The organism is Actinomadura sp. NPDC048955 (assembly GCF_040649435.1).
Lineage (GTDB): Bacteria > Actinomycetota > Actinomycetes > Streptosporangiales > Streptosporangiaceae > Spirillospora > Spirillospora luteofluorescens.
This window is the reverse complement of record NZ_JBEZJI010000015.1, coordinates 77,088-89,903: the sequence shown is the minus strand read 5'-3', so window position 1 is coordinate 89,903 and position 12,816 is coordinate 77,088. Positions and strand designations below refer to the sequence as shown.

At 71.8% G+C, this 12,816-nt stretch carries 12 protein-coding genes; 3 read left to right on the top strand and 9 right to left on the bottom strand.

The genetic code is table 11. The annotated features are described in order from the left end of the window. The first annotated feature begins 65 nt into the window (after positions 1-65). Entirely contained in the window at positions 66-1,103 is a 1,038-nt protein-coding gene (locus AB0C84_RS17285) for an RDD family protein (protein ID WP_361066850.1), read from the top strand. A 63-nt stretch (positions 1,104-1,166) separates the two neighbouring features. Further along, positions 1,167-2,576 (top strand): cellulase family glycosylhydrolase, encoded by a 1,410-nt coding sequence (locus AB0C84_RS17280; RefSeq protein ID WP_361066847.1) that lies wholly within the window; start codon positions 1,167-1,169, stop codon positions 2,574-2,576. Here AB0C84_RS17280 and AB0C84_RS17275 read toward each other — a convergent pair. The 4 genes from AB0C84_RS17275 to ahcY (AB0C84_RS17260) form a co-directional block, all read right to left on the bottom strand. Continuing rightward, positions 2,573-3,562: a hypothetical protein gene (locus AB0C84_RS17275; protein ID WP_361066844.1), complete on the bottom strand. Its 990-nt coding sequence runs from the start codon at positions 3,560-3,562 to the stop codon at positions 2,573-2,575. The genes AB0C84_RS17280 and AB0C84_RS17275 overlap by 4 nt on opposite strands. A gap of 59 nt (positions 3,563-3,621) precedes the next feature. Next, positions 3,622-4,197: a hypothetical protein gene (locus AB0C84_RS17270; RefSeq protein WP_361066841.1), complete on the bottom strand. Its 576-nt coding sequence runs from the start codon at positions 4,195-4,197 to the stop codon at positions 3,622-3,624. Positions 4,198-4,200: 3 nt separating this feature from the next. Next, a complete protein-coding gene (ahcY, locus tag AB0C84_RS17265; protein WP_361066838.1) occupies positions 4,201-5,457 on the bottom strand; it encodes an adenosylhomocysteinase in 1,257 nt (418 codons plus the stop codon). Positions 5,458-5,735: 278 nt separating this feature from the next. Then, on the bottom strand, positions 5,736-7,166 hold the full coding sequence (ahcY, locus tag AB0C84_RS17260) for an adenosylhomocysteinase (protein WP_361066835.1): 1,431 nt from the start codon (positions 7,164-7,166) through the stop codon (positions 5,736-5,738). 159 nt (positions 7,167-7,325) lie between these two features. Here ahcY (AB0C84_RS17260) and AB0C84_RS17255 point away from each other — a divergent pair, with 159 nt between their 5' ends. Then, the gene (locus AB0C84_RS17255; RefSeq protein WP_361066832.1) at positions 7,326-7,679 is read left to right on the top strand and encodes a MerR family transcriptional regulator; all 354 of its coding nucleotides are present in this window, start codon (positions 7,326-7,328) and stop codon (positions 7,677-7,679) included. Between the two features lie 206 nt (positions 7,680-7,885). Here the strand turns inward: AB0C84_RS17255 and AB0C84_RS17250 are convergent, their stop codons facing one another. The 5 genes from AB0C84_RS17250 to AB0C84_RS17230 all read right to left on the bottom strand — a co-directional run bounded on the left by AB0C84_RS17250 (position 7,886) and on the right by AB0C84_RS17230 (position 12,815). After that, positions 7,886-8,557 (bottom strand): response regulator transcription factor, encoded by a 672-nt coding sequence (locus AB0C84_RS17250; RefSeq protein WP_339155378.1) that lies wholly within the window; start codon positions 8,555-8,557, stop codon positions 7,886-7,888. A gap of 33 nt (positions 8,558-8,590) precedes the next feature. Beyond that, on the bottom strand, positions 8,591-10,141 hold the full coding sequence (locus AB0C84_RS17245) for a histidine kinase (protein ID WP_361066829.1): 1,551 nt from the start codon (positions 10,139-10,141) through the stop codon (positions 8,591-8,593). 395 nt (positions 10,142-10,536) lie between these two features. Continuing rightward, positions 10,537-11,496 carry a cation diffusion facilitator family transporter gene (locus tag AB0C84_RS17240; RefSeq protein WP_179846172.1) on the bottom strand — a complete coding sequence of 320 codons (960 nt, stop codon included), beginning with the start codon at positions 11,494-11,496 and terminating at the stop codon, positions 10,537-10,539. After that, positions 11,497-12,636 (bottom strand): SIS domain-containing protein, encoded by a 1,140-nt coding sequence (locus AB0C84_RS17235; RefSeq protein ID WP_361066825.1) that lies wholly within the window; start codon positions 12,634-12,636, stop codon positions 11,497-11,499. Then, a complete protein-coding gene (locus tag AB0C84_RS17230) occupies positions 12,633-12,815 on the bottom strand; it encodes a Trm112 family protein (protein ID WP_089315918.1) in 183 nt (60 codons plus the stop codon). The genes AB0C84_RS17235 and AB0C84_RS17230 overlap by 4 nt, the downstream gene beginning before the upstream one ends. Position 12,816 lies beyond the last annotated feature (1 nt).

Genomic DNA, 12,816 nt, shown 5'->3' with positions numbered 1-12,816 from the left:
GAGACTAACGCCTCGGTCCGCCGAACCGGCACAATGGTCAGTCCGCCCGCATCGGAGGACAGGACATGGCCGATCTCGTCACCGGCGAGGCCGTCGCGCTCGACATCCGGGTCGCGCGGCTGGCCAGCCGTGCCTGCGCCGTCCTCCTCGACCTGCTCTTCCAGGCGGTGCTGCTGAACATCGTCGTCTACGTCACGGCGATGACCTCGCTGGTGGCCGACGACGCCTGGACGGTCGGGCTGACGCTGCTCGCCGTCGTCGCCGTGATCGTCGGGTATCCGTGCGCGTTCGAGACGCTGTCGCGAGGGCGGACGCTGGGCAAGATGGCCGTCGGGCTCCGCGTCGTCGGCGACGACGGCGGGCCGGTCCGGTTCCGGCAGGCGCTGGTGCGGGCGCTCGCCGGGTTCATCGAGTTCTGGCTGTTCTACGGCTCGCCGGCGCTGATCACGTCGTTCTGCAACCGGCGCGGCAAGCGGCTCGGCGACCTGTTCGCCGGGACGATCGTCATCCAGGAGCGGGTGCCCGCTTCGGCGCTGCTGGGTCCCGTCGCGGTGATGCCGCCGCAGCTCGCCTGGTGGGCGCGGAACCTGGAGCTGTCGCTGCTGTCGGACGAGCTGGCGATGACGGCCCGCCAGTACCTGTCGCGGTTCTGGGAGCTGCTGCCGGAGGTCCGTGACTCGCTGGGGCAGCGGATCGCCTCGCAGGTCGTGGCGGTGGTGAGTCCGCCACCGCCGCCGGGGGTGCGGCCCGAGATCCTGCTGTCGGCCGTCCTCGCGGAGCGCCGCCATCGGGAGGAGCTGCGGCTCGCCGAGCGCCGGGCGCGCCGGATGCGCCGTTTCGGCCTTCCCGCCTGGGGCGCCGCGCCCGCGCCCGTCCCGGCGATGGCGGTGGCGGGGCCCGCGCCGTACGGCCCGCCGCGGCAGGGGCCTCCCGCGCCGCCGCCGTTCAGCGCTCCCCAGCCCGGGCAGCCGCGGTTCCTCCCGCCCAACGAGTACGGCGCCGGGCCGTACCAGAACGTCCTGAACCCGCCCCGGCCGCCGGTGCCGTATCCGGCGGGGCCCGCGGGCGGTCCGCCGCCGCAGGGCCCGTATCAGGGCTACTGACAAGATTGTCAATAACGGCCGCGGCTCCTAGAATCCGAAGAAATTTCAGGTTCAGGAGGCGGCATGCGCGTCCGTACTGCCCTCGGCCGGGTCGCCCTCGCGGCGCTCACGGTGACTTCACCGGCCCTGACCGCGGCGCCCGCCCGCGCACAGACGGTGCCCCTTCCCGCCATCACCGACGACCAGGGCAGGACGCTCCTCCTGCACGGCCTCAACACCGCGGGCAGCGCCAAAGGTCCGGACGGGTTGCCGTGGGTGAAGCGTGAGGACGTCGTCCGGGAGGCCCGCGAGCTGGGCACGAACTCCGTCCGGTACCTGGTGCAGTGGAAGAACGTCGAGCCGGAGCCAGGCCGCTACGACGACGCCTACTTGGACGATGTCGCCGAACGTGTCGCCTGGTACGGCGAGCAGGGCATGCACGTCATCCTCGACATGCACCAGGACATCTACGGTCCGGCCGCGTGCGAGGGCTCCGGTAACGGCGCCCCTGCCTGGGCCACCTTCACCGACGGGCTGCCCTGCACACCGCAGGACCCGTGGGTGCTGACGTATCTCCAGCCCGGAATCCTGCGCGCCTACGACAACTTCTGGAACAACACCGGCAAGCACCCGGAACTGGTGCAGCGCTACACCGCGATGTGGCAGCACGTCGCGCGACGCTTCTCCCGCGTCCCTGCCGTCCTGGGCTACGACCTGATGAACGAGCCCTTCGGCGGGACGCGCCAGTTCGGCTTCTTCGAGGGCCCGATCCTCACGCCCTTCTACCAGGGCATCGTCAACGCGATCCGCAAGGTGGACGGCGACAACTGGGTGTTCGTCGAACCTCAGGCGCTCGGCCCGAACGAGGGCGCGGAAACGTCCCTGGGCGCCGTTCGGGACCCGCGCCCCAGTGGGCCCCGGATCGTCCTGGCACCGCACTTCTATCCGGGTGGGGTCGACCTGGGCGGCTCCTATGACGGCGTGGCGAAGATGCTCGTCCAGGCTCAGTTCACGCTCTGGAAGCGGAACATGCCCGCCGCCGCGCGGCGCCTGAACGCGCCGATGTGGCTGGGCGAGGTCGGCGGCATGGGACAGGACGCTCCAGGCGCCGCAGACTTCACCGGCGACTGGCTCACCATGGCGGACGAACTCGGCATCGGCTGGGCGTACTGGTCGAACGACCCGGGCTCGTCCGGAATCATCGACGGGAAGGGCAAGCCGACCCTCTTCGCGAAACTGCTCGCCCGGCCCTACCCGCGCGCGGTCGCCGGCTCGCTCACCAGCGTCACCCACACGTCCGGGACGCTCACCGTGACCTGGCGCAACAAGCCCGGCGTGGCAGGCCCCACGGAAATCTGGTTCCCCTCCGTCCCGAAGGTCACCTCGACCGACCGGGACGGGACGTGGCGGACGTCCTGGGACGCGACCCGCCACGTCCTGTCGGTGTGGGCCGACCCTGGAACGCCGTCCCACACCGTCACGGTGAAGCCCTAGCCCGGCAGCGAGCGCAGCTTCTCGGTCAGCGTCGGGCGCAGCTTCTTCAGGCACAGCACCGGCCGGAAGGCGCCCTCGCTGGTCATGTAGTTGGTGGCCTCGGCCGGGCACTCCTTGGTGGTGGCGACCCTGCCGACGACCTTCGCGATGGCCTCGCTGGACTCGCACTGGGCCTTGCCCAGGTCACCGACGTTGAACGAGGGGTCCTCGATGCAGTCGCCCGGGGACAGCACGCCGCCGCCCGGGCCCAGGCACAGCACCGGGTTCGCCGCGTTCCCGCCGCCGAAGGACCGCAGCTTCATCGTCTCCAGCGTCTTGGCCGGGCACGCGTTCTCCGCGCCGACGCGCGCGATCACCTTGCCGTACCAGTCCGGCTTGGAGCACGGCTGCTCCTTGCCGAAGCCGATGGAACCGCTGCTCACACAGTCGCCCGCCGAGAGGAACGCCCCGCCCGCGCCCGGGTCGCCCGGGTGGGAGCCCTTGAGGTTGCGCACGCAGGCCTCGTAGTAGGTCTTGTCTTCCTTCTTCTCACGAACGTTCGTGAAGCCGTCCGTGCCGCTCGGGCAGTCGGGCTCGGCACGCGAACCGAACTGGAAGGCCGACGCCTCCTTCTTGCCGACGACCTTCACCACCTTGGCCTTCGCCTTGGCGTCGTCGCAGCTCACCCGGAGGCTCGGCGGGATCCTTTTGCCGTCGTCCATCCCGAACCCGGTGTCGACGCACTGCTCGGCCTTCACCGGGCCGGTCGGCGCGCCCGCCCCGTTGAGCGCCAGGAAGGCCACGCCCGCGAGCACGACCACGCCCGCCACGGCCACGGCCACCCACACGATCGGCGAGGGACGCTTCGCCGGCGGCGGGCCCGGCGGTCCGGCGGGCGGGAACGGTCCACTCATCGGCGGGCCGGGCATCGGCGGGCCGGGCATCGGCGGCCGCCCCTGCCCGTGCCCCTGGCCCTGGCCTTGCCCCTCCGGAACCTGCCCGTACACGACACAACCCCCCACACCTGATCTTGTCGGACGAGTACGAGAAGATACCGCACGCCAGGTCAGGGCAGGTTCGGCGGGGATTCCAGGGCGGTGAGCTCGATGCCGGGCGCGGCCAGCACGACGTCCCCCGCCAGGTGCACCGACTCGACCTCGCCCGTGGACAGGTCGGTCACCTCGTACTCCGTCACCGTCAGCGGCCCGGTGTCCGTCTCGTGGACGGACGTCCCCGCCAGCCGCCAGCGCCACAGGGCCGTCAGCGCCGACAGCGACGTCCCGCTCAACCGGACGAGACGGACATCGCTCTGCGCGCCCTCGTCCAGTTCCAGGGAACGGGCGACGGCGACCAGGAACCCCGGCGAGTCGTGAAGGAAGCCCGACGCCCGCTCACTGTGCTCGGTGCCCGTCTCACCGGCCGCGCGCACCCAGGCCAGTTCCTGGCCGGTCACGCCGCCGCGCACCCACCAGCCGGGCGTGACGACCTCGACGCGGATCTGGCGCCAGCGCGCGTCCACGACGAGGTCGACGCGGACGCCGTCGGGGCGCGTGGAGGTGTACCGCCACCCGCCGGGCCCCGGTGCGCACTGGAAGCGCTCCTCAAGCCCGTCGTCGAGGTGCAGGTACGTTCCGGCGGGCACGGCTCAGGATCCGATGCGCCAGGAGTGCAGGTAGTCCTCCTGGTCCGGGGTCAGCAGGTCGATGGAGACCGACATCGAGGCCAGCTTGAGCCGCGCGACCTCCGTGTCGATCTCCTTCGGCACGTCGTGGACGGCCGGAGACAGCGACGCGTGGGATGCGGCCAGCCACGCGCACGTAAGGGCCTGGTCGGCGAACGACATGTCCATCACGGCCGCGGGATGCCCCTCCGCGGCGGCCAGATTGACGAGACGGCCCTCCGCGAGCAGCACCAGGCGCCGCCCATCGGCCAGCACGTACTCGTCCGTCTGCGGCCGGATCCCGTGATGCACCTCCACGGCCATGTCGCTGAGGGCCCGCACGTCGATCTCGACGTCGAAGTGCCCGGAATTCGCGAGGATGGCCCCGTCCTTCATCACGGCGAGGTGGTCGGCGTTCACCACGTCGCGGTTCCCGGTGACCGTGATGAAGACGTCGCCTTGCACGGCGGCCTCCGCCATGGGCAGGACGGCGAAACCCTGCATGGTCGCGTCCAGCGCCTTCACCGGGTCGATCTCGGTGACGACGACGCGGGCGCCGAGGCCCCGCGCCCGCTCGGCCAGGCCGCGCCCGCAGTAACCGAACCCCGCGATCACCACGGTCTTGCCGGCCAGCAGCGTGTTGGTCGCGCGCACGATCCCGTCGAGCGTCGACTGGCCCGTCCCGTACCGGTTGTCGAACATGTGCTTGGTGTCGGTGTCGTTCACCGCGACCACGGGGAACTTCAGCGCGCCCTCGCGGGCCATCTGGTGCAGCCGGATGACGCCCGTCGTCGTCTGCTCGCACCCCGCCTTCACGGTGCCGAGCAGATCCGTCCGGTCGGTGTGCAGGGTGTTGACCAGGTCGCACCCATCGTCCAGGACGAAGTCGGGCCCGGTCTCCAGGGCCTGGTGGATGTGCGCGTAGTACCCCTCGCGGTCGGTGCCCGCGCGCGCGAACACCTCGGCCCCGTACTCCTCCACGAGCGCCGCGGCGGTGTCGTCCTGCGTGGACAGCGGGTTGGACGCCGCCAGCGCCACGCTCGCACCGCCCGCCTGAAGGGTGCGGATGAGCCCGGCGGTCTCGGTCGTGATGTGCATGCACGCCGCGACCTTCAACCCGTCCAGCGGCCGCTCGGCAGCGAACCGCTCCCGGATCTGCCGCAGCACCGGCATGCTCCGATCGGCCCACTCGATCCGCTTGACGCCCTCATACGCCAACGACCGATCCGCGATATCGCTCATCCCCACACCCTTACGAAGTAACTGCCGGACGGGAGAACCCCCCGTCCGGCAGTCCCAGAACACTCCCACTCCCCGGCCCAGCCGTGCCACGGCGACCTCGGCCACCACAGCAACCCCGCGACCACCTGAGGGGCCGCGATCGCGTCCGAAGGCAGATTCAAGCGAAGCAAGAATCTGATCGCGAAGCGAGCCGCCAGGCGAGCCGGAGCGATGCCAGCGATCGCCCGCGTTTATCGACGATGGAGGGCCGCCAGGCCCGAAGGAGGAGAAAAACGCAATTAATAACGGTAGTGGTCGGGCTTGTAGGGGCCCTCGACGTGGACGCCGATGTAGGACGCCTGCTCCTTGGTGAGCTCGGTGAGCTTGACGCCGAGGGCGTCGAGGTGGAGGCGGGCGACCTTCTCGTCCAGGTGCTTGGGCAGGACGTAGACGCCGATCGGGTACTCGTCGGTCTTGGTGAACAGCTCGATCTGCGCGATGACCTGGTTCGTGAAGGAGTTGGACATCACGAAGGACGGGTGGCCGGTGGCGCAGCCGAGGTTCATCAGGCGGCCCTCGGCGAGGACGAGGATGGAGTGGCCGTCGGGGAAGCGCCACTCGTGCACCTGCGGCTTGATCTCGATCTTCTCGATGCCCGGGGTCTTCGCGAGGCCGGCCATGTCGATCTCGTTGTCGAAGTGCCCGATGTTGGACACGATCGCCTGGTGCTTCATCCGGGCCATGTGCTCGGCCGTGATGATGTTGAAGTTGCCGGTGGTGGTGACGAAGATGTCGGCGCGGTCGACGACGTCCTCCAGGGTGGTGACCTGGAAGCCGTCCATCGCGGCCTGCAGCGCGCAGATGGGGTCGATCTCGGTGACGATGACGCGGGCGCCCTGGCCGCGCAGCGCGTCGGCGCAGCCCTTGCCCACGTCGCCGTAGCCGCAGACGACGGCGACCTTGCCGCCGATCAGCACGTCGGTGGCGCGGTTGAGGCCGTCGATGACGGAGTGGCGGCAGCCGTACTTGTTGTCGAACTTCGACTTGGTGACCGAGTCGTTGACGTTGATCGCCGGGAACGCGAGGGTGCCGGCCTTCGCCATCTCGTAGAGGCGGTGGACGCCGGTGGTGGTCTCCTCGGTGACGCCCTTGATCGCGGCGGCGGCCTCGGTCCAGCGGCCGGGGGTCTCGGCGATCGTGCGGCGCAGGGTGTCGAGGATGATGCCCCACTCCTCGGGGTCGTCCTCGGTGGCGGTCGGCACGGCGCCCGCCTTCTCGTACTCGGCGCCCTTGTGGACGAGGAGCGTCGCGTCGCCGCCGTCGTCCAGGATCATGTTGGGGCCGGTGCCGTCCGGCCACCGCAGGGCCTGGTCGGTGCACCACCAGTACTCTTCGAGCGTCTCGCCCTTCCACGCGAACACCGGGACGCCCTTCGGGTCGTCGACGGTGCCGTCCCTGCCGACGACGATCGCGGCGGCGGCGTGGTCCTGGGTGGAGAAGATGTTGCAGGACACCCAGCGGACGTCGGCGCCGAGATCGACCAGCGTCTCGATCAGCACGGCCGTCTGGATCGTCATGTGCAGCGAGCCCATGATCTTGGCGCCGCGCAGCGGCTTGGCGGCGGAGTACTCCTCGCGCACCGCCATCAGGCCCGGCATCTCGTGCTCGGCGAGCCGGATCTCCCGGCGCCCGAAGTCGGCCAGCGACAGGTCGGCGACCTTGTAGTCCATGCTTTCGTTGCTCCCTTGGTCATGTGCGCGCCGTCGGGTACGCGAGGTCGTGACGGGCGAGTGCACGGCCGCGTCAACGGGGGCGAGTCTACGGGCGGTGCGTACCCCAAGGCACGGCCGGGGAGGACTTTCTGACACTGATTTGTCAGAATTACCGCCATGCGTATCACGGAGGCCGCCCGGCGGCTCGGCACCTCGCCCCGGATGCTCCGCTACCGGGAGGCCCTCGGGCTGCTGCCCGTCACCCGCGAGGCCGCCCTCAGCAGGCGCGGCGGCGGCCACCGCCGGTTCGGGGACGCCGAACTGCGCGCGGTGGCGCTGGCCCTGGCCCTGGAGAAGCGCTACGACATCGGCCCCGCCGAACTGGCCTTCGGCCTGCGAGTCCTGGCCGAACCCCAGGTCCAGGCCCACGTACGCGAACTGGGCGAACGCATAGGCCGCCTCTCCGCCCCACCCACCCGAGCCCTGGACTTCGAAAAGGAAAAAGCCCTACGCCTCCTCCGCCGCCGCTGAGTGTTTATTGCTTTTCTCTCCTCCTTCGGGCCCTGAGGGACCTCCATCGTCGAGAAAGCGGGCGATCGCTGGCATCGCTCCGACTCGCCTGGCGGCTCGCTGCGCGATCAGATTCTTGCTTCGCTCGAATCTGCCTTCGGACGCGATCGCAACCGTTGGGGTTGTTGCGGGGTTGCTGCGGTGGCCGAGGCTGCTGGGATGGGGAGTCAGCTCGCGCTTTCGCCTGGGACTACTACGCCGGATTCGTAGGCGAGCATGACTGCCTGGGCGCGGTCGCGGAGGCCGAGTTTGGTGAAGACGCGCGCCACGTGCGTCTTGACCGTGTGCTCGCTGACGAAGAGGCGCTGCGCGATCTCGCCGTTGGACAGGCCGCCCGCGATCAGGACGAGCACCTCGGTCTCGCGGGCGGTCAGCGTCGACAGCTCCGACGGCGCCTGCGGGCGGCTGCGCCGCTGCTTGGTGAACTCGCGGATGAGCCGGCCCGTGACCTGCGGGGCCAGCAGGGAGTCGCCGCGCGCCACCACCCGGACCGCCGAGACCAGCTCGTCCGCCGTCGCGTCCTTCAGCAGGAAGCCGCTGGCGCCGACGGCGAGCGCGTCGTAGACGTACTCGTCGACGTCGAACGTGGTGAGCACCAGGACCCGGACGTTCTCCGAGCCGGGGAGCGCGAGGATGCGGCGGGTGGCCTCGATGCCGTCCATGCCGGGCATCCGGATGTCCATCACGACGACGTCGGGACGGCGGTGCTCGGCGAGCGCGACGGCCTCGCGGCCGTCGCCGGCCTCGCCGATCACGGTGATGTCGTCCTGGGCGGCGAGCAGGGCGGCGAACCCGGCCCGCACGATCGTCTGGTCGTCGACGATCAGCACGTTGATCACAGCGACCGCCCGAGGGGCGGGGGGACGCGAGGGTCAGGGGCGGCCGGGCGGCGCCTGCGAACCGTGTCCACGGATGGAATTCCCCTCACTCGTCACCGGAAGCTCGGCCTCCACCAGGAACCCGCCCTGGGTGGCGGGACCGGCGGAGAACCGCCCGCCCAGCATGGTCGCACGTTCCCGCATCCCCACGAGGCCGTGTCCGCCACCCGAGGCGGCCCCTTCCAGGCGGGTGCGCCCGGGGTCGGCCGGGGGCGGGCCGGCGGGGTTCGGTCCACCTGTACGCGAGCCGGGGTCCTGCGGGTTCAGGACCTGGGTGGGCGCGGAGGCGCCGCTGTCCTGGACGCGGACCGCGAGCCGGTCGGGCAGGAACGTCAAGTCGACGCGGACGCCGGAGCCGGGCGCGTGCCGCCGCGCGTTGGTCAGCGCCTCCTGGACGATCCGGTACGCCGACAGCTCCACCGTCGTGGACAGGGCGCGCGGGTCGCCGTGCACGGCGAGGTCGACGTGGCCGCCGGCGCCGCGGTGCTGCTCGATCAGGTCGGGCAGCCGGTCCAGGCGCGGCTGCGGGGAGTTCGCGGCCTCCGGTTCGGGCGTGGCGTCGGCGCGCAGCACGCTGAGCAGCCGCCGCATCTCCACCAGCGCGTCCCGGGCCGTCTTGGCGATCTCGGTGTAGCCGGCGCGGGCCTCGGGCGACAGGTCGTCCATCGTGTACGGGGCCGTCTCCGCCTGCACGGCGATCATGGAGACGGAGTGCGCGACGACGTCGTGCAGTTCCCGCGCGATGCGGGCGCGCTCCCGCATGACGGCCTGCTCCCGCTGGACGGCGGTGAGCCGGGTGAGGGTCTCGTTGGTGCGCTCGGCGGCCTCGGCCTCCGTCCGGCCCGCGGACTCCACGACGCGCCGTGCGTCCCCGAGGCCGATGGCGGCCAGGACCGCGACGATGGGCGCGGGCCAGGGGATGTCGTCGAGCGTGCCGGTCGCGAGGTAGACGACCCCGAGGGCGGCGACGCTGCCGACCGCGAGGACGCCGGTCGACTGGCGGGGCAGCCGCCGTCCCAGCGCGTACAGCGTGTAGAGGGCCGCGAAGCTGGTCGTGACGAGCAGGATCTGCCCGGTGAGGAGGCTCGCGGCGACGGCGCTGAGCACGACCGCCGCGACGGCGCGCAGGTTCTCGCGGCGCCACACGAGCGGGAACGTGGCCGCGACCGCGAACCCGCCCGCCAGGCTGATCGGGGAGTCGACCCGCGGCGCCAGCTCCGCCAGCGCCGCGATCGTCAGGGCGAGCCCGGTCAGCGGCGCGAAGTACCAGGCTTCGACGACCTCGCGCCAGGTGTTGATCCAGCGGGGCAGCGGCGCCGTCTGCCCGGGCGGGGCCCCGGGACCGCGTCCCGCCCCGCCGTTCAGCCGCGCGCCGAGCCTGACCGCGAGCGGGCGCAGGAGGGTGCCGACGCCGGTGAGGATCCACAGCAGCAGTTGCCCGACCCCCGCCACGATCCGGCCGGACAGCCGCCACGCGTGGTGCGCGACGGCTGGGCCGAACCCCGCGGGGCCGGGTCCGGTCCGGGCCTTGTCATCGGTGGTCACTCCCCCATACTGACCGTTGAGTCGGGCCATGGCCTCACCTGGCGGGTGTATGCGGATCGCGGGGATCCGCCTGGAGTACCACCCGCGTTCCCTCCTTGAGGGGGACGTGCGGACGAGTGCCGCGAACGTAGTGTCTTAAACGTGACCGCGACGGTGGCCATCGCCGACGTAGGGGGTTCGGCGGGGCCGCCGCGGTCACACCAGAACCGCCCGGTTTCAGGGGTCCGGGCGGGGAGGCATGGGAAAGCACCTCGCCGGACGGCCGCGGCTCGCCTCCTCGGAGGCACTCGCCGGTCTCGCCTGGGCTGGGGTTCGGCCGGCGCCTGCGGCGGCCGCCCGGTGAGGGGTCCCGTGTCGGGCGCGGCCCGTGGAACGGGCCGCGCGGAACGTCCCGGTCAGGACGACGCGGGAGTCTCCGGCTGCGCCTCCAGGGCGTGCGCCCGGGACGGCTCGTCCAGCGCCGGCTCCAGGTAGATGAGCTTCGCCTCCGGGATCTGCGCCCGGACCCTCGCCTCCGCGGCGTCGATCCCGCGCGCCACGTCGGCGGCCGTGTCGTCGTGGTTGACGGCGATCTTCGCGGCGATGAGCAGCTCGTCGGGGCCCATGTACTCGGTCCTGATGTGGATGAGGTGGTCGACCTCGTCCACCGACTCCAGCGCCTCGATGATCCGCCGTTCGGTCTGCGGGTCGACGCCCTCGCCGATCAGCAGGCTCTTGGTCTCGATCGCCAGGATCGTCGCGACCGCGCCGAGGAGCAGCCCGATCGCCACGGTGCCGACGCCGTCCCAGATGCCGTCGCCGGTGGCCACCGCCATCGAGACGCCGAGCAGGGCGAGGATCAGGCCGACGAGGGCGGCGAGGTCCTCCAGCAGCACCACCGGCAGTTCGGGGGCCTTCGCGCGGCGGATGAACTTCCACCAGGACTGCTCGCCGCGGACCTGGTTCGACTCCTTGATCGCCGTGCGGAACGAGAACGTCTCCAGGATGATCGCGATGATCAGCACCGCGAACGCCCAGATCGGGGCCTTGACCTCCTCCGGGTGGGAGATCTTGTGGTAGCCCTCGTAGAGCGAGAACGCTGCTCCGACGGTGAACAGGACGACCGCGACGACGAACGCGTAGAAGTAGCGTTCTCGCCCGTAGCCGAACGGATGCTGGGGGGTGCGGTCGCGTTCGGACCGCTTTCGGCCGAGCAGCAGCAGCCCCTGGTTCCCGGAGTCGGCCACCGAGTGGATGGACTCGGCCAGCATCGACGACGAACCCGTGAACGCGAACGCGACGGCCTTCGACGCCGCGATCCCGAGGTTGGCGGCCAACGCGGCGACGATGGCCTTCGTTCCACCCTCAGCACTCATCTACGCAATCCTCGCTCTGAGCTCTTGTACGGCAGGCTCGGACGCGGGGTCCACGCCGAGCGCGATAGCCAAGTAAACCGCGACATAGTCGGCCAACGCGATCAGCGACGCGATCCTCTCCAGCGGATGGTCGCCCTCCGCCCGCATCTCGGTGACCGCCACGCCCCGGTCGCGGGCCAGCGCGGCGGCCGCCTCGGCCCGCGCGCGCGCCCGCGGATGCTCCTCCGCCTCCCGCAGGCTGACCAGGTGCAGGCCGTGCTCCGGCTCGTCCAGCCGGTCGCGGAAGAAGTCGTCGGGATCGGCCGGGGAGCCTGCCCGCGCGAAGAGGCCGTCGAACACCGCGACCTGGTTCTGGCCGGCCTCCGGGAGCTCCCCGAAGACCGCCGGGTACTTGGCGTTCTCGTTGAGCTGGGAGCACATCCGGTACGCCGCCGCGACCGTCAGGTCGGTGGAGCCCCACACCAGCGGCACGTCGCCCGCCAGGTCGAGCGCGAGCCGCTTGGCCGGGTTGACGAACGGTTCGCTGGACGGACGGCACCGGTGCGCGACGTCCTCCAGCAGCGCCGCCGCGGACTCCAGCACGGCGTCGGGGACGTCCGCCAGCCGCAGCGCCCGCGCGGCGAGGAGCAGGGGGATCGTCAGGCCCCACAGGGTGGAGCGCGGCCGCCCGGCGGACCGGACGGGCACGAAGACGCCGCGGCTCCTGCCGGCGAGGTCCGAGAGCGGCGAGTCCTCCCCGCCGACGGCCAGCAGGCGGCAGCCGCGCCGGGCGGCCTCCGCGGCGACCTCCAGGGTCTCCTCGGCGGCTCCCGAGGCCGAGACCGCGACGACCAGGTCGGCCGCGCCCACCCAGCCGGGCAGCCGGTGGCCGCGCACCGTCGAGATCGGGACGGCGCAGCCCGTGCCGCACACCGCCGCGAGCACGTCGCCCGGGGCGGCGCAGGAGCCGGTGCCCACGACCACGATCGCGCGGGGGCGGCCGTCGTCGGCGAGCCCGGCGACGCCGGCCTCCGCCGCGGCGCGCCGCGCCTCCCGCACCTGCGCGGCCGACGAGGCGACCTGCCGGAGCATCCCGCCGGGATCGGCCGCCTCGGCCGCCTCCGCGCTCTCCAGCCGCGAGGGGTCGAGGGAGACGCTCACGGGGCGGGGGTCCGCGCCTCGTCCACGAGGAGGACGGGGATGTCGTCGCGCACCGGGTAGGCGTAGCCGCAGGAGCCGGTGCACACGAGCTCGTCGGCCTCCTCGTCGGCGCGCAGGTCGCCGCCGCAGTTGGGGCAGGCCAGGATCTCCAGCAGCCAGGAGTCCAGCTTCATCGTCATG